Raw genomic sequence first — 24,711 nt, 5'->3', positions numbered from 1 at the left:
CTGTGACCAAAGCTGAACAAGATGCGATCTCGCTCGACTCCGTGGACGAGGCTATTGCTGCCATCGCCCGTGGTGAAGCCGTCGTTGTTGTCGACGATGTTGATCGCGAGAATGAAGGCGACCTCATCTTCGCCGCGGAACTCGCCACACCTGAACTCGTGAGCTTCATGGTGCGTTACTCCTCCGGCTACATTTGCGCCGCGCTGGAAAGCGAAAAGCTGGATGCACTGGCGCTGCCCGCGATGGTGGCGCAGAACCAGGACCAGCGACAAACTGCGTATGCGGTAACGGTTGATCTGGCGGATGGTTCCACGGGGATTTCTGCTCGCAGTAGAGCAGCAACCATTCGGCGTCTGGCGGATCCCGAGGCTCAGGCGAGCGAGTTCACCCGTCCGGGACACGTGGTGCCATTGCGTGCGCGCGCTGGGGGAGTGCTCGCCCGCGACGGTCACACTGAAGCGGCTGTTGATCTTGCCCGTTTGGCTGGGATGGCACCGGCCGGCGTGTTGTGTGAGATTGTCAGTGAGGATGATCCCACGGATATGGCCCGAGCAGTGGAACTGCGCCGTTTCGCTGATATCCATGGTTTGAAGATGATTGCAATTGATCAGCTCAAACGATGGCGGATCGAGCATGATCGGCAGGTGGTTCGTCGAAAAGTGAGCACCACGCTGCCCACCGAATTCGGAACCTTCCAATGCATTGGCTACCAAAGCGTCCTTGATGGGCTTGAGCATGTTGCGTTGGTCAAGGGCGATGTACGGGGCAAATCCGATGTATTGGTGCGAGTCCACTCCGAATGCTTGACGGGCGATGTTTTTGCTTCTCGACGTTGCGACTGTGGCGAACAACTTCACGCAGGCATGCGAGCAATTGAATCACAAGGCGAGGGCGTGTTGTTATACCTCCGCGGCCACGAAGGTCGTGGTATCGGGCTCATGGAAAAGCTTGAGGCCTACAAGCTGCAAGAAGATGGAGCAGATACGGTAGACGCAAATCTGGCTCTCGGTCTGGCGGTGGACGCACGCGACTACGCGGTAGCTGCAATGATGTTGCACGATCTGGAAGTGCAGTCGATAGCACTGCTCAGCAATAATCCCCAGAAACCAGAAGAACTCGCGGCTTTCGGTATTCGAACTTCCGTGGTGAAGCCCCTTCGAGCAGCCGTTCACGAGGACAATCGCCGGTACCTTGAAACTAAGCGTGACCGGATGGGGCACCAATTGCCTTGGTTGGATGAGCATTAGGCGTTGCCCATCCTCCGAAGCTATGCAGAACAACGACGAACCTTAGAGGAGCTTTCATGGCTGTAGCAGGCTTACCCACGGTAGAAAATTTCCAGGCCCCCGGCTATACGGTCGGCATCGTGACGGCTACCTGGAATGAACGAATTTGCGATCAACTGCATGCTCGCGCGGTCGCTACTGCACACGATGCTGGCGCGCGCGTGGTCGAGGCGAGAGTCATGGGGGCACTGGAGTTGCCGGTGGTGGTGCAAAAGCTCAGCGATACTTGTGATGCCGTTGTTGCACTCGGGTGCGTGATTCGCGGTGGAACTCCTCACTTTGATTACGTATGTGATTCGGTCACCCAGGGTTTGACCCGGCTGGCACTGGATACGCGAACGCCGATCGGCAACGGTGTGCTCACCTGCAACGATGATCAGCAAGCCGTGGATCGAGCCGGCTTTGAAGGCTCGGCCGAAGATAAGGGAGCGGAGGCAGTCATTGCGGCGCTGCACACCGCTAAGGTCCTGGAAAAACTACCGCGATAAATTGCGGCGCCGCCCAGCGTATTAGGATGGGCACGATCAATACGCCAATCGTGAAGCTCGCGGCGTAGCAACCAATAAGAAAAGCGATGAGCAACAAGATGAGCGAAGTGGACAACATCAATCAGCGACACCGAGAACTCAGCGAAGAAGAACTCCAACGCTACGTTGCTGCCGACGCTGCGCTGACAAGTTCTAAGCCTTGGAAACTCAGCATCACCTCACGTAAGCTGCGCATACGGGCGATGGTGAGCGCTGGAGTCATCATAGCCCTGCACGTTTTTCTCGCCCTCGTGGTCGCCATCGGTGACACCGGCACCACCGTCACAGTGATTGATCAGTGGGGATACTTCCTTGTTGGTGTATTGCTCGCCGCACTGGTGTTCATCGCGTTGTGGCGGCCGCGAGTGCAGGTGAATGAGGACGGGGTGGAAGTCCGAAACTTCCTGGGCACGAAGTTCTACCCTTGGTTCGTCATCTACGGTCTTAATTTCCCTGAAGGGGCTCGCATGGCGCGCCTTGAGCTACCGGATTTTGAATACGTTTCCCTATGGGCACTGCAATCTGCCGACGGAGCTCAGGCGGTGCAAGACGTGAAAGACTTCCGCGCACTTGAAGCGCAGTATATGCCGGAGGATTAGAGTAGACCGGTGACAGATCCATCGACCTATCGCCCGGCTCCCGGTTCCATACCTACGGATCCGGGGGTGTACAAGTTCCGCGACCCTGCCGGACGAGTTGTCTACGTTGGCAAGGCGAAAAACCTTCGGGCGCGACTTTCAAACTACTTTCAAGACCTCTCTCAACTGCATCCTCGTACCCGTCAAATGGTGACCACTGCCGCGTCTGTGGAGTGGACGGTAGTTGCCAGCGAGGTGGAGGCACTACAGCTCGAATACACCTGGATCAAGCGCTTCGACCCACGCTTCAACGTCAAGTATCGCGATGACAAGACCTATCCCGTGCTGGCTGTAAGCACCGGTGAGCGGATCCCTAGGGCTTTCTTCTACCGCGGCCCTCGCAGAAAAGGCGTGCGGTACTTCGGCCCCTATTCACATGCCTGGGCTGTGCGCGAGACGCTGGATTTGCTCACCAGGGTATTCCCCGTGCGTACGTGCTCTAAGGGCGTATATAACCGCCACGAAACCTTGGGGCGGCCCTGTTTGCTTGGGTACATCGACAAATGCAGTGCACCGTGCGTCGGCAAGGTAAGCGAAGAGGAACACCGGGAAATTGTGCATGGCTTCGTCCGCTTTATGGCGGGTCACACCGACGCGGTGATTCGAGATTTGAGCGCGCAGATGCACGAAGCCGCGGCAGCTATGGACTTCGAAAAAGCAGCTCGGCTCCGCGACGATCTCCAAGCGGTGCAAAAAATCACCGAGCAGCAGGCAGTGGTGCTTGGCGACGGCACTGATGCCGACGTCGTGGGCGTGCATGCCGATGAGCTTGAGGCATCGATCCAGATGTTTCACGTTCGTGCCGGAAGAATACGTGGCCAGCGTGGTTGGATTGTCGAACGCACCGCCGATAGCGATGAGGAATTGGCCGAGCTTGTGCAAAATTTCCTCATTCAGTTCTACTCGGACGCAGTGGAGCAAGAAAATATTACTGCGGACACAGAGCAAAAAGTGGCACGACGGGGCGTTGATCAGCTCAGCCATAACAGCACGCCGTGGTCGCGAGATGACGGTGTGCATCAAGTGGTTCCACGAGAAGTCCTTGTGGATGTTGAACCCGAGGATGCGAAGCACACCAAGCAGATGCTTTCGGATTTACGGGGCGCCCAAGTAGATCTGCGGATCCCCCAGCGAGGTGACAAGAAGGCACTGCTTGAAACGGTGCAGAAGAACGCCAAAGATGCACTGCGTCAGCACAAAATGAAGCGCATCAGTGATCTCACGGCACGTTCGCAGGCGTTGCAGGAATTGCAGGAAGCTTTGGGTCTTGAGCAAGCGCCATTGCGTATTGAGTGCACAGATATCTCGCATATCCAGGGGACCGACGTGGTGGCCTCTTTGGTGGTATTTGAAGACGGCTTAGCCAAGAAGTCGGATTATCGCCGTTTCAAAATCAAGGAGGCCGCCGGCGATGGTCATTCCAACGACGTGGCTTCCATTGCTGAGGTCACGCGGCGCCGCTTCCTACGCTACAAAGAAGATGCCCTGGCGATGCCCGAAGAGCCTGATGAGGCGCGTTTTGCCGATGAATCTGCTCCGAAGAGGGAGCAACGTTTCGCTTACCCTCCGCAACTGTTTGTGGTTGACGGTGGTGCCCCGCAGGTCGCGGCGGCTCAGGAGGTTCTGGATGAACTCGGAGTGGTTGATGTCGCGCTGATCGGCATTGCCAAGCGTCTCGAGGAAGTCTGGATCCCCGGCGATGATGAGCCACTCATCCTGCCTCGAAACTCCCAGGCGATGTATCTGATCCAGCAATTGCGCGATGAAGCACACCGGTTTGCCATCCAGTTCCATCGCCAGCAACGTTCCAAGAGGATGCGGGAATCCGAGTTGGACAAGGTACACGGTCTTGGCGATGCCCGCAGGAAGGAACTGGTGAAACACTTCGGGTCGGTGAAAAAGCTGAAGCAAGCCAGCGTTGAAGACATCGCACAAGTGCGCGGATTTGGGCCAAAGTTGGCGCAGGCGTGCTTTGACGCATTGCACCCCGAATAGGTACCGCTTTCGCGGCGCGTTGCTAGCGTTGGCATTGGCCCTGCTCGTGGTTGAAAGCCCCTGAATGAAACACTGTAACGGCGCGTCCGACTGCGTTAAAAAGCTACACTGGCAGCATGATGATGAACCTGCAGAGTACCCCAGAACCACGCACTGAAATTCCTCCGGCGCTGATCACGGGCCTTTCTGGAGCGGGATTAAGTTCGGCCGCCCGGGTGCTCGAGGATATGGGGTGGTTCGTTACCCAAAATATACCCCCTCAGTTAATCGTTCACCTCGCTGAGTTGGTCGGTGACGATTCGTCCCCGGTGGATAAGGTGGCGATCGTTAGCGATGTCCGTTCCCGTGATTTCGGTGGCGGACTTGAACAGATCATCGCGCAGCTTTCTGAACGAGGCATGAAACCATTGGTGATGTTCATGGATGCTCGTGACGATGTGCTGGTGAAACGCTTCGATAATCTTCGGCGTACCCACCCTCTCCAGGGAAGTGGGACGCTGTTGGTAGGCATCGAGCGTGAGCGTGAGATGCTCTCAGGGATTCGCGAATCTGCGGATGTCATTATTGACACTTCGGATCTTTCGATTCACGACTTGAGGAGGGTGATCGAGCCCAACTTCTCTTCCGTCGCTAACAAGCAGGAACACGTTACCGTGCAGTCCTTTGGCTTCAAACACGGTTCCCCACGGGATACCGACTTGATGGTTGACGTACGCTTTTTGCCGAATCCTTTTTGGGTTCCCGAGCTTCGGCCATTTCGCGGTGTGGACAAACCTGTTTCGGATTATGTTTTGGGACAATCCGCCGCGGAGCCTTTCCTAGAGCACTTCTTACAGATGTTCGATGATATGCGCCCTGGTTTCGAGCATGAGGGCAAGAAGTTCATCACCATCTCGATTGGTTGTACCGGCGGACATCACCGCAGCGTCGCAATTGCAGAGGAGATCGGGCGCCGATTGCGCGAACGTGAGGATCTGGATGTCAGCGTCCAACATCGCGATATCGGGAGGAACTAATGCTCCGGGTTTCTGAGCCTTCTTTCGCGTGCCTTGGCGGTGGTCATGGACTGTTTCAGACACTGCGTGCTGTTCGCCAATTGCCGCACACTTCCATCGACGCGATCGTCACTGTCGCCGATGACGGTGGTTCGAGCGGGCGTATCCGGAAAGAATTGCGTCAAGTTCCGCCCGGAGATCTGCGTATGGCCCTTGCAGCCTTAGCACCTTTCGACGATGAGGGGTTGATCTGGGAGCAGACATTGCAGCATCGATTTGGTGGGCACGGCGCTTTGGCAGGGCACGCCGTGGGTAACCTTCTGCTCGCCGGGCTTGTCGACGTTCTTGGTGACGAAATTCAGGCTTTGGACATGTTGAGGAAAACAATCCGAGCCGAAGGCCGAGTGCTACCCGTGTGTGATAGGCCGCTGGATATTGCGGCGGAAGTGTCCGGCCTGGATGATGATCCTCGCATCATGCGCGAAGTCCGAGGGCAAGTGGCTGTTGCATCTACGCCTGGTACCGTCCGGAGGGTGCGTTTGATCCCCGAGCGCCCACGAGCGGCACAAGAGGCCGTTGATGCCATCAATGGCGCAGACATCGTGACGCTGGGGCCGGGCTCCTGGTTCAGCTCCGTCATTCCACATCTGTTGGTCGACGGGATCACCGAGGCGATAGCGGGAACAGATGCGATGCGTGTGGTGGTGCTGAATCTGAGTGCTGAGCCTGGTGAAACTGCAGGTTTTAGCGCTGAGCGCCATCTGCATATTTTGGCGCAGCACGATCAGCGTCTCAGGGCCGACGTGGTCATCGTGGATGCTCGGATGATTCCTAATCAATCAGATCGCTTACACCTGGAGAGAGCCGCCAAGAGCTTGGGGGCTCGGTTGGCCTTCTATGACCTTCGAGAGGAAGACGAAGATGGTCTGCTCCTGGAGCGTCACGACGCCGAGAAGTTAGCCCAAGCACTGCAGAGTGAATACCGCTAGCGGGCTGAGCCACGACCGTTGCGGTAGCCTAATCCCATTGCGCTCTTTTTTCGGGGCGCGTTCGTTCTTCGAAAAGCTGGAAGCGAGAAACATGTCGGCGTTATCGAATCAGGCCAAAGCAGAACTTGTGCGAGTTCCTACCGCTCAAGGTGCGCAGCGCTTGGCGGAACTGGCGGGGATGATTCGATTCGGCGGCGAACTCAGCGTTGAGCACAACACCCTGCTCGTTGTGTTGCGCACGGAATCGGAGGCCGTTGCGCAGCGCTTCGCGCAACAAGTCCAGGCGGTGGTGGGAGCAGTGCCGATCATCCGAGAGACTCCCGGAGCGAAACGCGGTTATCTCTTTGAAGCGCGGGTGGAGGAAGGTGCGAAGGAGCTCATCCGGCGCACGGGGATGGTCAGCCCAGGCGGGCACCAGATCATCGGGATGCCTTTGCAGGTGGTTTCCGGCACGGTTGAAATTGCAGAAGCTGCCTGGCGAGGGGCGTTTTTGGTTGCAGGTTCTTTGTCTGATCCCAGCCGTTCTACTGCGCTCGATGTTGCAGCACCAGGGCAAGAAGCTGCGCTTGCGTTGGTTGGGTGCGCACGCCGCATGGGGGTAACTGCCAAAACTCGGGAAAGTCGGGGAGTTGAGAAGGTATCGATCAGAGACGGTGAGGGCGTGGGTGCTATGTTGTCGCGTCTGGGCGCGCACACCACCAGGTTGTTGTGGGATCAGAAGCGAATTCAGCGGGAATCGAAGCCTTCAGCAAACCGTTTGGCCAATTTTGACGACGCCAATCTGCGCCGATCCGCTCGAGCAGCTATGCACGCCGCTGCGAGAGTAGAAGAAGCGATGGCAATTCTCGGCGACGATATTCCGGATCATCTGGCTCAGGCTGGCCAGCTGAGGCTCCAGCATAAGCATGCTTCCTTGGAGGAACTGGGTAGACTGTCCGATCCGCAAATGACCAAGGACGCGATCGCAGGCCGAATCCGACGCTTGCTTCACATGGCGGATAAGCGGGCGGAGGAACTGGGGGTGCCAAACACCACTCAGCGTGTAAAGAACACTAATCCCAAGGACGACCCTTCTGGCGCCAAATCCTGATCCGCACGTCCGGCCGTGGCCATTCGCTCCTAAAAACCCAAGTGAACAAAAAACCGGGCACGACGCCTAGCTTTTGACTATGTTGAAACAGACTTTGAGACGTGTGACTTCCTTTTTGATTTAGTGTGTTGAATGTCACATTAACGAGCGATGCTCAAGTCTTATCACATTTCTGTTTGTGTTTGGGTGTGGGGTTGCCACCTCCGGAAGGTGGGCTCATCTGGCTTTTTCAATCTCTTCGACTTTGGTGAATGTACTTCTCCTGACATTCGCAGCGGCCTGCTACCCCCGAAAGTTCAAAAGCTTGGGTTGCTACCTGGACCCAACAGAAAACAAACTTCTGCGCGCTGTCGTATTGCTCGGTACACTTCGGGAATGAAGGTTGCGCCGGGGCAAACGGACGGAATTCGGAAATAACCGGAAACGTCTTAAGCACATCCCGGACACCATAGAACGATCACTCTATTTTGAGGAGACAACAGTGACGATTCGCGTAGGAATCAACGGCTTCGGCCGCATCGGCCGTAACTACTTCCGTGCTCTGAGCGAGCGCGGCTCGGACATCGAGATCGTGGCCGTGAACGACCTGACCGACAACAAGACCTTGGCACACCTGCTGAAGTACGACTCCACCTTGGGCCGTCTGGGCAAGGAAGTCACCTACGACGATGAGTCCATCACCGTAGACGGACACCGCATCCTCGTTTCCGCAGAGCGTGACCCCAAGGATCTCAAGTGGGGCGAGAACGACGTAGACATCGTGATCGAGTCCACCGGCTTCTTCACTGACGCTGAAGCAGCAAAGGCTCACATCGAAGCCGGTGCTAAGAAGGTCATCATCTCCGCTCCTGCGAAGAACGAAGACGCTACCTTCGTTGTTGGTGTGAACCACACCGACTACGACCCGGAGAACCACCACATCATCTCCAACGCTTCCTGCACCACCAACTGCCTGGCTCCCATGGCAAAGGTGCTCAACGATGCTTTCGGCATCGAGCGTGGCCTGATGACCACCGTTCACGCATACACCGGAGATCAGCGCCTGCTCGACGCTCCTCACAAGGACCTTCGTCGCGCACGTGCTGCCGCGATCAACATGGTGCCCACCTCCACCGGTGCCGCTAAGGCTGTTGCTTTGGTGCTGCCCGAGCTCAAGGGCAAGCTTGACGGTTACGCAATGCGCGTGCCGCTGCCCACCGGCTCCGCAACCGACCTCACCTTCACCGCTTCCAAGGAAGTTAGCGTTGAAGACGTCAACGCAGCCATCAAGAAGGCCGCTGAGGGCGAGCTCAAGGGCATCCTGGCTTACACCGAGGATCCGCTGGTGTCCACCGACATCGTCACCGACGCTCACGCTTCGATCTTCGACGCCGGCCTGACCAAGGTTATCGGCGACCAGGTCAAGGTCGTTTCCTGGTACGACAACGAGTGGGGTTACTCCAACCAGCTCGTTACTCTGACCGAGTACGTCGGCGAGCGCCTCTAATCACCGACGTCTTGAGCGCTGTCACTCAAACAGCTCTCACCTCGTAGCCCGGGGTGTACCTCCGCGGTACACCCCGGGTTTATTTATGCGAACAAAACTGCAAGGAAGTTGACTAGGCTCGGAAGTGCCTTTGTTGCAAGCACTGTTCGCCATCACAATCTCTAAGGATGGATATGACCACCAAGAATCTTCAAGATCTCCTTCAAGAAGGCGTTGAAGGTCGCCACGTCCTCGTGCGTTCCGACTTCAACGTTCCCCTGAATGATGCGGGTGAAATCACGGACGCTGGCCGCATCAATGCTTCGCTGCCCACCATTCAGGCGCTTGTTGAAGGTGGCGCCCGCGTTATCCTCATGGCACACCTCGGACGTCCCAAGGGAGAGGTAAACCCGAAGTTCTCACTGGCTCCCGTTGCTGAAGCTCTCTCTGAGGCACTCGATCAGTACGTTGCCCTTGCGGGCGACGTTGTTGGCGAAGATGCGCATGAGCGCGCGAATGGCCTGAATGATGGCGACGTGCTGCTGCTGGAGAATGTTCGCTTCGATCCTCGCGAAACCTCGAAGGACGAAGCAGAGCGTGGCGAATTTGCCGATCAACTCGTAGCTCTGACTGCCGAAAACGGCGCGTTCGTCTCCGATGGTTTTGGTGTTGTCCACCGTGCACAAGCGTCGGTGTATGACGTTGCACAGCGTCTCCCGCATTATGCGGGCAAGCTCGTGGAGAAGGAGATCGACGTTCTCAAGGCGGTCGTAGAGGAGCCAAAGCGCCCCTACACCGTGGTTCTCGGCGGTGCCAAGGTATCCGACAAGCTCGGCGTGATTCAGGCTCTCGCAGAGAAAGCGGACCACGTCATTATCGGTGGCGGAATGTGCTACACCTTCCTGGCTTCCAAGGGCATCGACGTGCAGGAATCGCTGCTTCAAGAAGAGCAGATTGAGAGCTGCAAGAAGTTGCTCGAAACCTACGGTGACAAGATTGTGCTCCCCGTCGACCTGGTAGCCGCTGAGAAGTTCGATGCTCAGGCCGACAACAAGGTGGTGGCTATTGACGCCATCCCCGAGGGTTGGATGTCGCTCGATGTCGGACCCGAGACTGTCGAAACCTTCAAGAAGGTCCTTTCAGAGTCCAAAACCATCTTCTGGAATGGTCCGATGGGCGTGTTTGAATTTGAAGCATTCTCGAAGGGCACCCGTGGCCTGGCAGAAGGCATCATTGAGTCCACCAGCAATGGCGCATTCTCTGTTGTAGGCGGTGGCGATTCCGCTGCGGCTGTGCGCTCCCTCGGCTTAGATGAAGCAGGCTTTAGCCACATTTCCACCGGCGGCGGCGCGTCCCTGGAGTTCCTTGAAGGTAAGGACCTGCCGGGCGTGAAGGTCCTCGAAAGCTAATCCTCAAAGTCCAAAGAAAGGACACTGTTATGGCACGTACCCCATTGATCGCTGGTAACTGGAAGATGAACTTGGATCATCTACAGGCCGTAGCCACGGTTCAAAAGCTCGCCTTCGCGTTGCCGAAGGAATACTACGAAAAGGTAGATGTTGCAGTCACCGTTCCTTTCACCGATCTGCGCTCGGTGCAGACTCTAGTAGAAGGTGACAAGCTGCAGATCACGTATGGCGCCCAGGACGTTTCTGAGCACGAGTCGGGTGCCTATACCGGTGAGGTGTCGGCGCAAATGCTGGCGAAGCTCGGTTGTCGTTGGGTCGTGGTCGGCCACTCTGAACGTCGTGAGTACCACAACGAGAGCTCCGCTTTGGTTGCTAAGAAGGCCCAGGCAGCGCTTGGCCAAGGCATGAGCCCAATCGTATGCGTGGGCGAACCACTTGAGATCCGTGAAAAGGGCACTCACGTTGAATACGTCGTAGAGCAAACCCGCGACTCTCTGGCTGGCTTGTCTTCTGAGGATCTGGCAAAGACCGTCATCGCCTACGAGCCCGTTTGGGCGATCGGTACCGGCAAGGTAGCTTCCGCTGCAGATGCCCAAGAAGTCTGCGCGGCCATTCGCAAGCTCATCGCAGAGCTTGCCGACGCCTCCGTGGCCGAAAACATCCGTATTCTTTACGGCGGTTCTGTGAAGGCCGACACCGTTGCCGAGATCGTCGGCCAGACCGACGTCGACGGTGGCCTCGTCGGTGGCGCTTCGCTGGACGGTGAAGCGTTTGCGAAGCTCGCGGCAAACGCTGCTTCTGAGGTCTAGTAGCGCTAGACATTCGTCGGCGCCCCGCCCGTGGGGTGGGCGCCGACGCTATTATTGGCGTGTATAGTGTTCACGGTATGCGCCTGCATGACGCTTGCGTGTGAAACTTCGGAATACGTAACTCAAGGATGCTGTGATGGCTTTAGCTCTCCAAATTGTGCTCGTGATCTCTTCGGTGGTCATGACACTATTCGTGCTCCTGCACCGAGGCAAAGGTGGCGGTCTGTCCAGCCTTTTCGGTGGCGGTGTGCAGTCCAACCTTTCTGGATCCACCGTGGTAGAGAAGAATCTTGACCGAGTGACGATTTTCACCGGGCTTATTTGGATCGCCTGCATTGTGGCTCTGAATCTCATTCAGGCATACGCCTAAGGCACAGCCACGCAAAAACAACCAAGCCCCTCTCCAAAATGCTTGGAGAGGGGCTTGGTTGCGTCGATATGCGAGCTTAAGTGCAGGCGTTCTCAGCTACGATCAACAATGTTTCTTCGCGCCCGTGAGCACCTGCCGCAGGGCACTGATCGGGCGAAACCGCAGCCTGCAACATTCGAACTGCCTCGGCCTTTTCCTCACCGGCCACGAGCAACCACACGCGCTGAGCGAGCGCAACGGCTGGAAGCGTCAACGTGACGCGCTGAGCTGGTGGTTTAGGAGAGTCTTCCACGGGACACACTAGGCGCTCGCGCTCCGCCGTTGCACTACTTTCGGGGAAGAGCGAATTGATGTGGCCTTCGCCACCCATGCCCAAAAGATGGAGATCGAAACCATCGGGTGCAAATTCTTTGATTGCCTGTTCATAGGCGTCGGCAGCCTCCTGCATGGCGGAACCGTCGAGTTGCATGCCGTGGATCTGTGCCTCGGGGATCTCCGCGGCTTCAAGAAGCGCTGCGCGTGCTTGGCCCTCATTTGAATCTGGATGCTCTGACGGCACGTTTCGTTCATCGCCGAAGAAGAAGTGCGCGTTAGAGATGTCCGTGCCCCGTCGAGCGAGTTCCTGAAGAGTGCCAATGCCAGCGCCTCCGCCGGTGAGGACGATTCTTGCCATGCCGTCCTGGTATAGACCCGATCCCTGTCTTGCACTGCGCAGCACCTGCTCAATGCCGTTTGCGGCGCGTTGAATCACGGCATCGAGGTCTTGAACTTTGATAGTTTCTAGCGGCATGGTGTTCTCCGAGCTCCGGTGTTATGAGGCGGGTGTGTCAGTGGCGAATTCGATGTGGTTCAGACACTTGAGAGTGTCTGCGTAGGCGATGTCGGGGTCGAGGTGACGCAGCTCTTCTGCAAGACAATCCGATTCAGAGCGACGGTTCAAGGCCACAAGCGCCGTAGCACGCCCAGGAATGCTCAGCGCCAGCGTGGACTGATCTTCTTGCATCTCCAGCACCATCGTCCCTGAGGGCCTATCCAACTCGACCCGTTTTACTGGAATGGCACTCTGGCCAAATTCATCGAGGGCGTCCTCCATATCGCACGCATGGCGGGTGACCGTCACGCCTAGGCGGTTCGCCAGCCAACCCGCTGCGAGGTCAACGCTGGGATTTTCTGCAGCGCCGAACACTCGAACGTCGTGCACTTCTTCGTGCGGTGGAAGATCGAGCGAAGAAGCCACGACGCCACGCCAAGGTGTAATGCGGGCCCAACTGAGGTCCGAATCGCCGGAAGCATAGTTATTACGGCGGTTGTATAGCGCGTCAGCCGGCGGATCGTTGTAGGTGTCAGTGATACGCCGTTGTGCGATCTTTCCGATGGGATCTTCGCTCGGGTTCACAGGTGCAGATGAGGGCCACCATGCCACGATCGGGGTATCCGGCAACAGCAGGGGCGTCACAACGTGCACCAGGTGCTTGGCCACTTCACCTTGTAAGCGCATAATCACCAGCTCCGAAGCCCCGGCGTCACCGCCGATGCTCACTGATGCATCCAGGGAAGAGGTGGCATCTTCATCGCCGCTAACCAAAAGAATCACGCGTGAAGGGTGTTCACGAGAAGCCTCCGTCGTGGCCTTCGTAATGGCCTCAACATCGTCGCTTTCTTTCGCGACGATGATGAGCGTAAGCACACGGCTTGTGGTTACTTGCCCGCCGGTTTCCCGGGCGCGAACCAAAGTCTTCGATATTTCACGGGTGTCAGTGTTTGGGAGTTCGAAAATCATGCGGTGGCCTTCGTAGCAGTAGCGGGCGGTGGTGTTAAGGTCGGCGCCACGTTCGGCCGACTCGCTGGAGCATTCGATCTGCAGAGTTTGGACCCCAGGTACCGGCGGCGTAGTCCTCGGGGGAACCGTGTTCCTCCCAGAACTTCAAGATCGGGTCGAGGATCTGCCAGCTCAGCTCAACTTCCTCATTGGTGGGGAAGAGGCTGGCCTCGTCCAACAGTGCATCCAAGATGAGGCGTTCATAGGCCTCCGGAGACTCCTCTGTAAATGCCTCAGAGTAGGAAAAGTCCATGTTGACGTCGCGAACTTCCATCGCCGAGCCAGGAACCTTCGAGCCGAAGCGCATCAGCATGCCTTCATCGGGCTGGACCCGAATCACGACAACGTTTTGGCCTTGAGTATCGCGGGTGCCTTCAGAAAACGGTTGGTGAGGCGCGTCTTTAAATACCAAGGCAATCTCAGTAACTCGTCGTCCAAGGCGCTTGCCGGTACGCAAGTAGAAAGGGACGCCCGCCCAACGCCTGGAATTAATCTCAAGGGTGCAAGCGGCATATGTCTCGGTGTTGGATTCCGGATCGAATCCTTCTTCTTCTCGTAGACCGCAAACCAATTCTGAGCCTTGCCAGCCCTCCGTATATTGTCCGCGGGCGGTGGTCTTGGAAAAAGGCTCTACCGGTTTGGTAGCGCGCAGTACCTTGACTTTCTCAGCTTGCAATTGCGCTGGTGTGAAATCTACCGGTTCCTCCATCGCCACCAATGCAAGCAACTGGATAAGGTGATTTTGGATCACATCGCGAGCGGCACCGATACCGTCGTAGTAACCAGCGCGTCCGCCAAGGCCGATATCTTCGGCCATCGTGATTTGCACATGGTCCACGTAGTGGGAGTTCCACAAGGGGTCAAACAGTTGGTTGGCAAACCGCAGCGCCATGATATTTTGAACGGTTTCTTTTCCAAGGTAGTGGTCAATGCGGAATACCGAGCGTTCGGGGAATACCGAGTTGATGATCTGGTTCAGTTCCTTGGCGCTCGCTTGGTCGTGACCGAAAGGCTTTTCGACGATCACCCGGCGCCAAGATTTACCTTTCGCCTCTGCCATACCCGAGCGCTGGAGCTGGTGGCACACATCGGAGAAGTAGTTCGGTGGTACTGAGAGGTAGAAAGCCCAGTTGCCTGAAGTAGCTCCGGATTCGTCAATCTCCTTGAGCTTTGCGGCTAGATTGTCGAAGGCTTCATCATCGTCGAAGTTGCCCTGCACGAAGTGCATGCCATCGGCCAGGCGTTCCCACACGTTTTCGCGAAATTCGGTTCTGGCCCCCGCTTCCACGGCTTTGCGTATGTATTGCTCGATGTCCTCTTTGCTCCATTCGCGGCGACCGTAGCCGACCAGCGAGAATCCAGCCGGCAATAGACCACGGTTTGCGAGGTCATAGATCGCCGGCAGTAGTTTCTTCTTTGCCAAGTCACCGGTGACACCGAAGATCACCATGCCGCTCGGGCCGGCGATTCGGGGGAGGCGCTTATCTGCGGCCCGGCGCAGCGGATTTTCCCAGCCGTCTTGTTCGAGGTGGTCGGGCAAAGCAGTAGAGCTCACGAGGGATATCTTCTTCCTTCTTGTGGGCGAGGAGCGTTGGCAGGAAAACAGGTGGCAATCAGTGACTGCCACCTGCGTACCGCTTGGATCATACCTAGCTCAGTTGCGTCTGCATAGATTGCAGGAGTTCGTTCCAGGCGTCAACGAACTTTTCTACGCCTTCGCGTTCCAAAACTTCAAAGACATCCTCAAAGTCAATGCCCACCTTGGACAGCTCAGCAAAGACTGCTTCAGCCTCTTCTGCGGTACCGCTGAGCGTGTCGCCTTGGATTGCGTCCGCCTCGATCGTGGCGTCGATGGTGGCTTCGGGCATGGTATTGACGGTGTCAGGACCTGCAAGCTCACGAACGTACAGATCAGCCGGGTACTCCGGATTCTTCACGCCGGTTGAGGCCCACAGTGGGCGCTGTACGTTAGCGCCCTCGGGTAGCTCTGTGTCTTGGGAATCCTGGAATACCTGGTAGGCACGACGAGCATTGGCCACGCCCGCCTTGCCTCGTAGCTTGAGAGCTTCTTCGCTGCCGATCGCTTCGAGGCGGTTATCCACCTCAGTGTCCAAACGAGACACAAAGAAGGAGGCAACGGAGTGGATCTTGGATACATCGAAGCCGTTTTCGGCGGCCTGCTGAATCCCTTCCTGATAGGCGCTAATCACCTGGCGGTAGCGCGCCACAGAGAAGATCAAGGTGACGTTGACGCTGATCCCTTCCGCGAGTGCATCAGTGATCGCTGCAAGTGATTCCTCGGTGGCGGGGATCTTGATCATGGCATTGGGACGATCCACCTTGTTCCACAATTCACGAGCCTGCGCGATGGTGGCATCGCGGTCCTCCGAGATACGCGGATCCACCTCAATGCTGACGCGTCCGTCCTGCCCTGACGTCTTTTCGAACACGGGCATGAGGACATCGCAGGCGTTTCGGACGTCTTCGATGCTCATCGCGTACACCGCTTGATCTACGCTAGCTTCTTCGGATTTCAGTTGCGCGAGCTGTTCGTCGTAAGCATTGCCCTTCGACATTGCTGCGGCAAAGATCGCGGGGTTCGTGGTGACGCCCACGATGTGCTTTTCTTCAATCAACTGCTGCAGGTGTCCCGAGCTAATGCGGTCACGGGAAAGATCGTCCAGCCATGTGGACGTTCCGACGGAGGCGAGTTGTTCAATAGCGTTCATAAGGTCATCCTCACGCCCCGTGTGTCTGGGGCGGTTGTATTTGGTGCTGAAAAATCCTTAGCCCATGCTACCGGGTTTCTACGGTGGCATGGGCTAAGAAGTGATACGAACCCTATTGAGCTAGTTGGCGCCGAGCGACTCCTTGGCGGCGGCAACTACGGCGTCGGCAGTAATACCGAACTCTTCAAAGAGTTTCTGGTAGGCGGCAGATGCGCCAAAGTGCTCCAGGGACACCGCGCGACCCTGGCTTCCAAGCAACTGATACCACGGCATGGCTACGCCGGCCTCAACGGACACACGCGCGCTCACCGAAGGTGGCAGTACTGCGTCGCGGTAGTCCTGCTCCTGTTCGAGGAACCAATCCATGCAAGGAACCGAGACGACGCGTGCGGCGATGCCTTCCTTCTCTAAGGTTGCCGCAGCGCTCACGGCGAGCTGCACTTCGGAACCGGTGGCCATCAACACAACGTCGGGAAGCTCCTTCGAACTTTCAACGAGCACATACGCGCCTCGAACGACACCCTCGCGAGCTTTTTCTTTGGTGCCCTCAAGCACAGGAACGTTCTGGCGGGTCAGGGCGATGCCCTTTGGGCCAGCCTTGTACTGCAACGCTGCTCGCCATGCGGCGGCAGTTTCGTTGGCGTCGGCGGGACGCAACATGGACATGTTCGGGATAGCACGCAAGGAGGCGAGTTGCTCCACCGGCTGGTGGGTTGGGCCGTCTTCACCAAGTCCGATCGAGTCGTGAGTCCACACGTAGTACGCGTTCACTCCCATCAGCGCTGCGAGGCGAACGGCCGGACGCATGTAGTCGGAGAAGATCAAGAAGGTGCCGCCATAGGGACGGGTGCCACCATGCAAAGAGATACCATTGAGAATCGCGCCCATGGCGTGCTCGCGGATACCGAAGTGAAGGTTGCGTCCGCCGGGGGTTGCAGTCCACGTATCCGTGGTGATTTCTTTGGGGCCGAAGGAAGGTGAGCCCTTAATCACGGTGTTGTTGGATCCTGCGAGGTCCGCGGAACCACCCCAAAGCTCTGGCATAGTTTTGCCCAGCGCCTGCAGTACAGCCTCGGATGCCTTGCGGGTAGCCACGCCTTTTTCGTCAGCGTCCCATTCAGGAAGCTGGGCGTCGAAATCCTTAGGCAGCTCGCGGCGCGAAAGACGATCGAACAGTTCTTTGTTCTCCGGATTGCGTTCAGCCCAGGCGTCGAAACGCTCTTGCCATGCTCGATGAGCTTCTGCGCCTCGATCAACGAGCTTGCGAGTGTGTTCGATTACTTCGTCTGGTACGTGAAAGCTGCGCTCTGGATCAAAGCCGAGTTCGCGCTTGGTGGCGGCCACCTCTTCGGCGCCGAGGGCGGCACCATGCACCGATCCGGTGTTCATCATGGTGGGGGCGGGATAACCAATGATGGTTCGAAGGCGGATGAAGGTTGGATGCTGGGTATCGGCCCTCGCTTCAGCGACGGCCTGCTCGATTGCGGTGACGTCCTCGCCACCCTCAATTTCAATGACTTGCCAGCCGTATGCGCGGTAGCGAGCAACTACGTCTTCAGTGAAGGCGATCTGGGTGTCGTCCTCGATGGAGATCCGGTTGTCGTCCCAGAACACAATCAGATTGCCCAGCTGTTGGGTGCCCGCAAGAGAACATGCCTCCGCAGTCACGCCTTCTTCCAGGTCGCCATCAGAGGCGATCACGTAGATGTGGTGGTCGAATGGCGACTCGCCCTCGGCGGCTTGTGGGTCGAAAAGCGCGCGCTCGCGTCGAGAAGCCATCGCCATGCCGACAGCCGAAGCTAGCCCCTGTCCGAGCGGTCCCGTGGTGATTTCTACGCCGTCCGTGTGATGGTATTCCGGATGGCCGGGGGTCTTGGCGCCCCAGGTGCGCAGAGCCTTGAGATCTTCGAGTTCCAGACCGAATCCACCCAGATACAACTGAATGTACTGGGTGAGCGAAGAGTGACCGCAAGAAAGAACGAAGCGGTCGCGGCCAGCCCACTGCACGTCCTTCGGATCGTGGCGCATGACGCGCTGATAGAGGGTGTAGGCGAGCGGGGCCAAGCTCATCGCGGTACCGGGGTGTCCGGAGCCGCAGTTCTCCACAGCATCGGCAGCCAGGACGCGGACTGTGTCCACTGCCTGGGTATCAACCTCAGTCCAGTCGGCGGGGTAGTTGCGCTGAGTAAGCGCTTGGAGTTCGGGAGCTAAAGACACGAAAAAGCCATCCTTTGTGCATTGCGTGCTAAAAATTGTGCTGTTATTTGCTTCCCTGCGCTCAATTCAAGGACGAACCCCAATCAGCAGCCAGCTAGACATTACCGGCTGCAGAGTTGAGTAAGACCTGGCCTTGATCGGGCGCAAGAGTCGCTATTCATAGTACTTGCGAAAGGGGTGCCTGTGGGGTGGGTAGCGGGTGAGTGCGAAGCGGAACGGGTGTGGCATTGGGGAATAAGGGGCGGGAAGGTTTAGGATTAATGTCCTGTTGGCTCCTCGCGTGGCTTGAAAACAGCGACGTCCGCTCGAATCTTCGTTGCAGAGAGATCCCTGGTGACACACCCGTTGTTGCAGGGATTTTAGCTATATTGAGGCATTCTGAGCTGTTCGCGGAACTTTCAAGGTGGTGGATACGACCACTTCCTTATGGCCTCGCTGCTTTCTGCAGCGCCCCGGAACAACAGAACGCAAACGAACACCACTTATGGAGGAATTTTCCTTGGAGAGAATCAAGGCCTATCTCGCGTTGACGAAACCGCGGGTCATTGAGCTTCTCCTCGTCGCCACCATCCCTGCGATGTTGCAAGCTGATCGTGGCCACATCCACTTCGGCCTGATGCTCGGAACGCTCTTTGGCGGATGGATGGGTGCGGCAGCGGCCAATACCTTCAACATGGTGGCTGATTCTGACATTGACCAAAAGATGGGCCGCACCGCCAAACGTCCATTGGTCAAGCACACCGTGAGTAATCAGCAGGCCACTGTATTTGCATGGGTGCTTACTATTTCGAGTTTTCTGTGGTTATGGCTGGTGTGTAACTCGATCACCGCTGCGGTGTTCGTAATGCTGACGATCGCGTTTTACATCTTCGTTTACACCAAAATGCTGAAACGACGCACTCACATGAACATTGTGTGGGGTGGCGCTGCGGGTTGTATGCCGGTAGTTGTCGGATGGGCTGCCGTTGTAGATAACTTGCCCGAAGGCTCGCCAGCGCATTGGTGGCAAGCCGTCGTGCTATTTTTGATCATCTTTTTCTGGACACCGCCTCACACCTGGGCGCTGGCCATGAAGTACAAAGAGGACTACGCAGCGGCCGGTGTGCCCATGCTGCCTGTGGTGCGCACTGAGGTACAGGTGACCAAGCAGATTGTCGCTTACACCTGGGCTACGGTATTGGTGACGTTCCTGCTTATTCCGGCGGCCGGTTGGCTTTATGCGCTGGTGGCTGTTGCCTCGGGCGTTTGGTTCCTCGTTGTCGCGCACAAACTGCACCACGGTGTTCAGCACGGAACGCCGGTACGTCCGCTGCGCCTGTTTATCCTTTCGAACAACTACCTGTCCTTACTGTTCGTTGGATTATCGCTCGACGCTGTGCTGGGGCTGCATCAGCTGACGTCAATGTTCTAAGCTTTTCGACGCCCACCAGCTCCAAGCCACTGCACATCGCAGTGGCTTCTGTATTTCAAGGGGCCTTATGCTTCGCGGCGAAAGTAAAGCCAGGCGAGGAAACCAACCACAGGGAACACTAAGCAGGCTGCCGCCCACAAACCAATTAATGCTGCAGGAGCTTCCCTGCGCAGTTCAGTAACCGTGACGTAGACAGCGCAGGCCACACATACGAGCGGAATCCAAAACATCCAATCCATTGACGTCACTGTAGCGCAGGGGTAAAGCCACCAACAAGAACACCGCCGGAGCAATAAGTACTGCGGCGGTGTGTTCAGGAATCGTGCGTCTACTGCACGGGGGTATCACGAGGGACGCGGGTCTTGCCGTACGCCCATAGGACTGCGCAGGTACCAACCACGAAGGAGCACAAGCCAATGTGGATTGGAATTGTCCAACGAGGCACTCCCATGCGGAACTGCAAGATGCCAACGCCAGCCTGAACCACAATCATGACAATGAGCAGCCAGCCGGTCTTCTGCATGCGCTTCGGAGCCTTCTTTGCCACCAGGGCCGCAACGAGCACGATGGTGACCGCGAGGTACACGTACATGATCCAGGCGTGGATATGCGCCATCAACCCCAGGTCTACATTCAGGCGCCCTTCCATGCCCACACCAGTATCACCAGCATGCACGCCCGCACCGGTCACCATGGTTCCGGTGACCAACACGATGGACAACAGTACGGCGCTGGCGAAGGCAAGGGACCGGATGGTTTGGGGGATCACGGTGTGGTTGATGCCCGTATCGGGCTCTTGCACTCGAACCCACAGCACAGCAGCTAGCCAAACCAACACCATGGACGGCAGGAAGTGAAGTGCGACGGCCCACCATTTGAGGTCGAGGTGGACAGAAATGCCGCCGATGACTGCCTGAATCACTATGCCAACGATCTGAGCGATGGCGTAGAAGAGAATCTCTTTACGGCGATTGAGCACAGAAAGCATTAGCGCGATCGCGATTGCCACCAATACGAAGGTGAGGAGGCGATTGCCGAACTCGATCATTTGCTGGACCCAAGGTGCGGCTCCGTCTACGGGTACCAGCGAGCCAGGATGGCAATTTGGCCAGGTGTTACACCCCAGCCCCGAGCCCGTCACACGCACAATTGAGCCAGTTACCGTGATTGCACCCTGAGCGATCATCAGCAGCATCGCCAATAATGCCTGCATACGCGAGGTTTGGAGACGATCCAAATATGGTTGCTTTGCTTGAGTTTTTTGCTTAGCCACGGGCTAAATGTTACCCCAGTGCCTCGGGCTGAATACGCACCCCAACACGGCAATAGCTGGAAAATCACCGAGGTGAATATCACCACAGTCAGTACAGTGGGATCAAACACAGCCTTAAGGGTGCGAGGCCTCTTAGGCGAACTTGAACCATTTGTTGGCACCGAGCACGCCGATGGCGCTGTACCCCAGCATGATGAGCGTTTGCATCCAGGGGAATACGCCGTTGAAGGCATCGCGTAGGCCGTCGGCAAGCGCAACCGAGGGCACCAGTTCCAAGCCAATGCTCGGGGGCTCGCCGTCACGCATCATCACCACCGCGGCAACGCCGATCAGGGCGAACCAAAGGAGGTTCGCAAAGCCGAGGACGAGCTCGGAAGAGAGTGATCCACCCATGAGGAGCCCAAACGTGGTGAACATTGCCACGCCGATGAAGAAGGTAATTAAGCCGATGGCAATGCCCGCGCCGGATACGTCCCAGCCCAGCGCCAGCGCACAAAGGCTGAGCAACACGATTTGGAGAAGGCTGACGCCGAGAACTCCAAGGATCTTTCCCAACACGATGGTCCAGGCGGGCACTCCGGAGGCTCCTGTTCGCTTCAGCGCGCCGTAGCGTCGATCGAACGCTAAGGAAATTGCTTGCCCGGTGAAACCAGAACTCATCGCGGCCATCGCGAGCATGGTGGGAAAAACGTGATCAAGGTGGGTGTCGATCACCGGCTGGAAATGCAGAGCTAGCAGGCCAGCAATGGGAATAATGAAGCTCAAGAGGAGCTGTTCGCCATGACGCAGGAAGAGCTTGGCCTCTATCCAGCCCTGCGCAGCCAGCATCGTAGCGACGGAGGCTCGCTGGGGATGCGGGCGAAAAGCACCCGGCTGAAACTTCAGTGCAGTCAAGGAATGATCAGTGGTGTCCATACGTTAGCTCCTGAGCTTTCGGCCGGTGAGATCCAAGAAGACGTCCTCGAGACTTCTGGCGGTTGAATCTAGCTTGTTCACCAGCACGTTTTGTTGCCGGGCTTGTTCCATCAACGACGCCAAAAGTTCCGGGGTCGCCTGTTGCTGAATGCGGTAGTGCAAAGGGCGGGTTTGGGTGATCGTGGCGGCAAGTTCTGCAGGCAGCAGCTCGAGTTTGAGGTGCGCGGTGGTGCTAAAACTGACTTGACCTCCGCCACCGGACTCTGAACGCAATTGCTCCGGGGTGCCTTTTGCCACCAAAACTCCACGATCGATGATGGCCACCTGATCTGCCAGAGCTTCGGCCTCATCCATCAAATGTGTGGTGAGCACGACGGTGACGCCGTCTTGTTTGAGTTGTTCGATCAGACGCCAAACCACCAGGCGCGATTGTGCGTCCATCCCTGCGGTTGGTTCGTCAAGAAAAATGAGCTCCGGGCGTCCTACTAGGGCAAGTGCCAGCGAGAGGCGCTGCTGTTGGCCGCCGGAGAGCCGACGATACGTGGTTTTGCGTAGTCCATCGAGGCCGAGCAATTCGATGAGCCACTCGACGTCTACTGAATCCTTGGAGTAACTGGCCGTGAGTTTGAGCATCTCTTCAACCCGAATGCCGGAGTATGATCCGCCGCCTTGGAGCATGATGCCGATTCTTTGACGAAGCAGGTCCGGATTTCGAGTGGGGTCGAGCCCGAGCACTCGGATGCTGCCAGACGAAGGTTTCTGAAATCCCTCACACATTTCGATGGTGGTGGTCTTGCCGGCACCGTTCGGGCCGAGGAAAGCCAGCACTTCTCCACGTTCCACGCGTAAGGAGAGGCCGTTGACTGCCGTTTTAGGGCCAAAAGACTTGCTGAGTGTGTCCAGCACGAGTGCAGGTTCGGCATTTGTAGCGATCACGAGGATCTAGTGTATTCCTCGCCGCCGGGGACGGTTGAATAGCCACCGCAAAAAAATCAGTGAGACAACAAAGCTGAGGGCCGCAAAGAAATAGATTGATAGCACGGTGGCTGGGGGCAGTGATAGCCCGCGGGGGAGTACGAAGAAGCTCAGCAGGGCGCAGTACGCGGTCACAGCCCAGCGGAACAACACCCTGTTTGCCCACGCGGAGAGCGGGACAATGGCCCACAGCATGTACCAAGGGTGGACGACCGGGAAGAAGATCACGAGCACAAACGTTGCAACGCCGAGCCCGCCGATGGCGGCGATTGTGCCACGATACGTTGCGATCAACATGCGAATCATGAATGCGGCGGCCACGGCAAGTCCCGCTGCACGAGTGACCTGCAGTATGGCTTCAGTGTGGTCACCCAAATCCAAGACCATGCCCCACCAACCGCTGATGACACCGATGGCCGTTGTGATAGACATCCAACTACGGATCGAAACAGCGCCACCTTGGCCGGTGATCCAGCCTGTGGGAATTCCGGTCACAAACGTCACCACGGCAATGCTTGCTACGAGGACGCCGAGATAGCCAACGGCAGCGCAGGTGATGGCGCGCCAATGCGACCAGCCTCGTGCGTGCAGGGCGCGAGCGAATGCCATGCCGATGAATCCCAATCCGATGAAGCCGGTGACCTTAACCATGCCAGCGCAGCTCATGAGGAACCCGCCAAGGAGTGCAAACCAAAAAGCACTTCGAGTTCTGCCGATGGCGATGCGATCACTCGCCCGAAGCCCGAACTCAAAGCCGGCCATGATGCAGCCCAGCATGATGGCCTCGTTGTGAATGCCGCCGATGAGATGCAGGATGCTGATGGGGTTCAAAATGCCCAGCCAAAAAGCGGCTTGAGGGGTGACCTTGCATCGAAGGGCTAAATGGTGCAGACCCCAGGCTGCCAGCATTACACCGGCAATTGATACGCACCGGTGGGCAACCACGCCCCAGACGATGGAGTCGTTGGTGACCCAACTAATAACTGTGGCAAGGCCGAGCCCAACCGGCCCGTAAGGCGATGGAGAATGTGCCCAAATAAACGGCACACTTCTGGCCAGGACATCATTGGTGCCGAGCAGGTCGATGGGGCCAGCACTGTAGGGATCAAGCCCGAGGCGAATGATTTTGCCGTTGGCCAGATAAGAATAAATATCCTGCGTAAACATTGGGGCACTGAGCAGGATGGGGAACGTCCAAGCAATAAAAGTTCGCCGAAGCATCGAAGTGGAAACCAAGCCTGTGCGCGGTTGACCCAGGCGCCACAGCGCTCCGCTGAATGGAGCCATGAACAACCATGCGAGCACCAGCATGCCAATTCCGAGAAAGCAGATAATGGTTGAGGTTTGGAGCATCCGCCCCATGAGCGATCCGAGCGGGTATTGACTGTACGGGTTGTCGCGAACAGGCAAGGCTCCCGCACCAAGTGCTCCGAGCCCCAACAACAGTGCGCCAACGGTACCCATCCACCGAACAATGGCGAAGCGCCGAAGCTCTTGATAACTCAGGCTTTTTTCGAGACGTCGCGCTTTGCCCACGCGTTGCGTTCGTTCACGGTGGGCGGGATCGAGTAAATCTGCCCCGGTGACGGCAACAACCAGATGTGTGTCAGATTGGGGCTGCTCGCTCTGTTCTGGTACATCAACGTGCAAGTGCGTGGAACGCGAACCTGCAGTGCCAATCCTCGGCAGTTCTTGGCGCAGCGCTTTGAGCGGGCGCTTGAGCGCTTCGAGCAAGCGGTGTTGTTCATCTGACACATCGACAATCGTAGCGAACTCGGTGGTTGGTTCAGGGTTTGCGC

Annotated in this window: 22 protein-coding genes; 12 read left to right on the top strand and 10 right to left on the bottom strand. The window is 57.2% G+C overall.

Going from position 1 to position 24,711, the window contains the following annotated elements:
- Positions 1 to 2: 2 nt before the first annotated feature.
- The 11 genes from CGERO_RS05850 to secG all read left to right on the top strand — a co-directional run bounded on the left by CGERO_RS05850 (position 3) and on the right by secG (position 11,573).
- Positions 3 to 1,247: a bifunctional 3,4-dihydroxy-2-butanone-4-phosphate synthase/GTP cyclohydrolase II gene (locus CGERO_RS05850; protein ID WP_123934134.1), complete on the top strand. Its 1,245-nt coding sequence runs from the start codon at positions 3 to 5 to the stop codon at positions 1,245 to 1,247.
- 56 nt (positions 1,248 to 1,303) lie between these two features.
- On the top strand, positions 1,304 to 1,774 hold the full coding sequence (gene ribH / locus CGERO_RS05845; RefSeq protein WP_123934132.1) for a 6,7-dimethyl-8-ribityllumazine synthase: 471 nt from the start codon (positions 1,304 to 1,306) through the stop codon (positions 1,772 to 1,774).
- An 86-nt stretch (positions 1,775 to 1,860) separates the two neighbouring features.
- A complete protein-coding gene (locus CGERO_RS05840; RefSeq protein WP_123934130.1) occupies positions 1,861 to 2,412 on the top strand; it encodes a PH domain-containing protein in 552 nt (183 codons plus the stop codon).
- Positions 2,413 to 2,421: 9 nt separating this feature from the next.
- On the top strand, positions 2,422 to 4,446 hold the full coding sequence (gene uvrC / locus CGERO_RS05835; RefSeq protein WP_123934128.1) for an excinuclease ABC subunit UvrC: 2,025 nt from the start codon (positions 2,422 to 2,424) through the stop codon (positions 4,444 to 4,446).
- A gap of 119 nt (positions 4,447 to 4,565) precedes the next feature.
- A complete protein-coding gene (gene rapZ, locus CGERO_RS05830) occupies positions 4,566 to 5,462 on the top strand; it encodes an RNase adapter RapZ (protein ID WP_377017557.1) in 897 nt (298 codons plus the stop codon).
- The gene (locus CGERO_RS05825; protein ID WP_123934125.1) at positions 5,462 to 6,430 is read left to right on the top strand and encodes a gluconeogenesis factor YvcK family protein; all 969 of its coding nucleotides are present in this window, start codon (positions 5,462 to 5,464) and stop codon (positions 6,428 to 6,430) included. Before rapZ ends, CGERO_RS05825 begins: the two co-directional genes overlap by 1 nt.
- 91 nt (positions 6,431 to 6,521) lie before the next feature.
- Positions 6,522 to 7,520 carry a DNA-binding protein WhiA gene (whiA, locus tag CGERO_RS05820; RefSeq protein WP_123934123.1) on the top strand — a complete coding sequence of 333 codons (999 nt, stop codon included), beginning with the start codon at positions 6,522 to 6,524 and terminating at the stop codon, positions 7,518 to 7,520.
- A 481-nt stretch (positions 7,521 to 8,001) separates the two neighbouring features.
- Positions 8,002 to 9,006, top strand: coding sequence for a type I glyceraldehyde-3-phosphate dehydrogenase (gene gap, locus CGERO_RS05815; RefSeq protein ID WP_123934121.1), 1,005 nt, complete (start codon positions 8,002 to 8,004; stop codon positions 9,004 to 9,006).
- 173 nt (positions 9,007 to 9,179) lie between these two features.
- Positions 9,180 to 10,394, top strand: a complete 1,215-nt coding sequence (locus tag CGERO_RS05810; RefSeq protein ID WP_123934119.1) for a phosphoglycerate kinase — start codon at positions 9,180 to 9,182, stop codon at positions 10,392 to 10,394.
- A gap of 29 nt (positions 10,395 to 10,423) precedes the next feature.
- Complete coding sequence (gene tpiA / locus CGERO_RS05805) at positions 10,424 to 11,203, top strand: triose-phosphate isomerase (RefSeq protein ID WP_123934116.1); 780 nt, start codon at positions 10,424 to 10,426, stop codon at positions 11,201 to 11,203.
- A gap of 136 nt (positions 11,204 to 11,339) precedes the next feature.
- Complete coding sequence (gene secG / locus CGERO_RS05800; protein ID WP_123934115.1) at positions 11,340 to 11,573, top strand: preprotein translocase subunit SecG; 234 nt, start codon at positions 11,340 to 11,342, stop codon at positions 11,571 to 11,573.
- Between the two features lie 76 nt (positions 11,574 to 11,649).
- On the opposite strand, the gene pgl is transcribed toward secG, so the two are convergent.
- The 5 genes from pgl to tkt all read right to left on the bottom strand — a co-directional run bounded on the left by pgl (position 11,650) and on the right by tkt (position 18,338).
- Positions 11,650 to 12,363: a 6-phosphogluconolactonase gene (gene pgl / locus CGERO_RS05795; RefSeq protein ID WP_123934113.1), complete on the bottom strand. Its 714-nt coding sequence runs from the start codon at positions 12,361 to 12,363 to the stop codon at positions 11,650 to 11,652.
- A gap of 21 nt (positions 12,364 to 12,384) precedes the next feature.
- On the bottom strand, positions 12,385 to 13,353 hold the full coding sequence (locus tag CGERO_RS05790; RefSeq protein ID WP_123934111.1) for a glucose-6-phosphate dehydrogenase assembly protein OpcA: 969 nt from the start codon (positions 13,351 to 13,353) through the stop codon (positions 12,385 to 12,387).
- A 34-nt stretch (positions 13,354 to 13,387) separates the two neighbouring features.
- Complete coding sequence (gene zwf / locus CGERO_RS05785) at positions 13,388 to 14,947, bottom strand: glucose-6-phosphate dehydrogenase (protein ID WP_377016430.1); 1,560 nt, start codon at positions 14,945 to 14,947, stop codon at positions 13,388 to 13,390.
- A gap of 94 nt (positions 14,948 to 15,041) precedes the next feature.
- On the bottom strand, positions 15,042 to 16,121 hold the full coding sequence (gene tal / locus CGERO_RS05780) for a transaldolase (protein ID WP_123934109.1): 1,080 nt from the start codon (positions 16,119 to 16,121) through the stop codon (positions 15,042 to 15,044).
- A gap of 120 nt (positions 16,122 to 16,241) precedes the next feature.
- Entirely contained in the window at positions 16,242 to 18,338 is a 2,097-nt protein-coding gene (gene tkt / locus CGERO_RS05775) for a transketolase (protein ID WP_123934107.1), read from the bottom strand.
- Positions 18,339 to 18,822: 484 nt separating this feature from the next.
- Between tkt and CGERO_RS05770 the strand changes: the two genes are divergently transcribed.
- A complete protein-coding gene (locus tag CGERO_RS05770) occupies positions 18,823 to 19,749 on the top strand; it encodes a heme o synthase (protein WP_123934105.1) in 927 nt (308 codons plus the stop codon).
- A gap of 65 nt (positions 19,750 to 19,814) precedes the next feature.
- Here CGERO_RS05770 and CGERO_RS10880 read toward each other — a convergent pair whose 3' ends face one another.
- The 5 genes from CGERO_RS10880 to mptB all read right to left on the bottom strand — a co-directional run bounded on the left by CGERO_RS10880 (position 19,815) and on the right by mptB (position 24,667).
- Complete coding sequence (locus tag CGERO_RS10880) at positions 19,815 to 19,979, bottom strand: PLDc N-terminal domain-containing protein (RefSeq protein WP_377017555.1); 165 nt, start codon at positions 19,977 to 19,979, stop codon at positions 19,815 to 19,817.
- A 98-nt stretch (positions 19,980 to 20,077) separates the two neighbouring features.
- Complete coding sequence (locus CGERO_RS05760; protein WP_206423932.1) at positions 20,078 to 20,962, bottom strand: COX15/CtaA family protein; 885 nt, start codon at positions 20,960 to 20,962, stop codon at positions 20,078 to 20,080.
- 192 nt (positions 20,963 to 21,154) lie between these two features.
- Positions 21,155 to 21,937, bottom strand: coding sequence for an ABC transporter permease (locus tag CGERO_RS05755; RefSeq protein ID WP_123934101.1), 783 nt, complete (start codon positions 21,935 to 21,937; stop codon positions 21,155 to 21,157).
- Positions 21,938 to 21,940: 3 nt separating this feature from the next.
- Positions 21,941 to 22,873 carry an ABC transporter ATP-binding protein gene (locus tag CGERO_RS05750; RefSeq protein ID WP_123934099.1) on the bottom strand — a complete coding sequence of 311 codons (933 nt, stop codon included), beginning with the start codon at positions 22,871 to 22,873 and terminating at the stop codon, positions 21,941 to 21,943.
- Between the two features lie 6 nt (positions 22,874 to 22,879).
- Positions 22,880 to 24,667 (bottom strand): polyprenol phosphomannose-dependent alpha 1,6 mannosyltransferase MptB, encoded by a 1,788-nt coding sequence (mptB, locus tag CGERO_RS05745; RefSeq protein ID WP_377016424.1) that lies wholly within the window; start codon positions 24,665 to 24,667, stop codon positions 22,880 to 22,882.
- Positions 24,668 to 24,711: the final 44 nt, after the last annotated feature.

The sequence above is a fragment of the Corynebacterium gerontici genome, from assembly GCF_003813985.1.
Taxonomy (GTDB): domain Bacteria; phylum Actinomycetota; class Actinomycetes; order Mycobacteriales; family Mycobacteriaceae; genus Corynebacterium; species Corynebacterium gerontici.
This window is presented reverse-complemented; position numbering and strand designations above follow the sequence as displayed.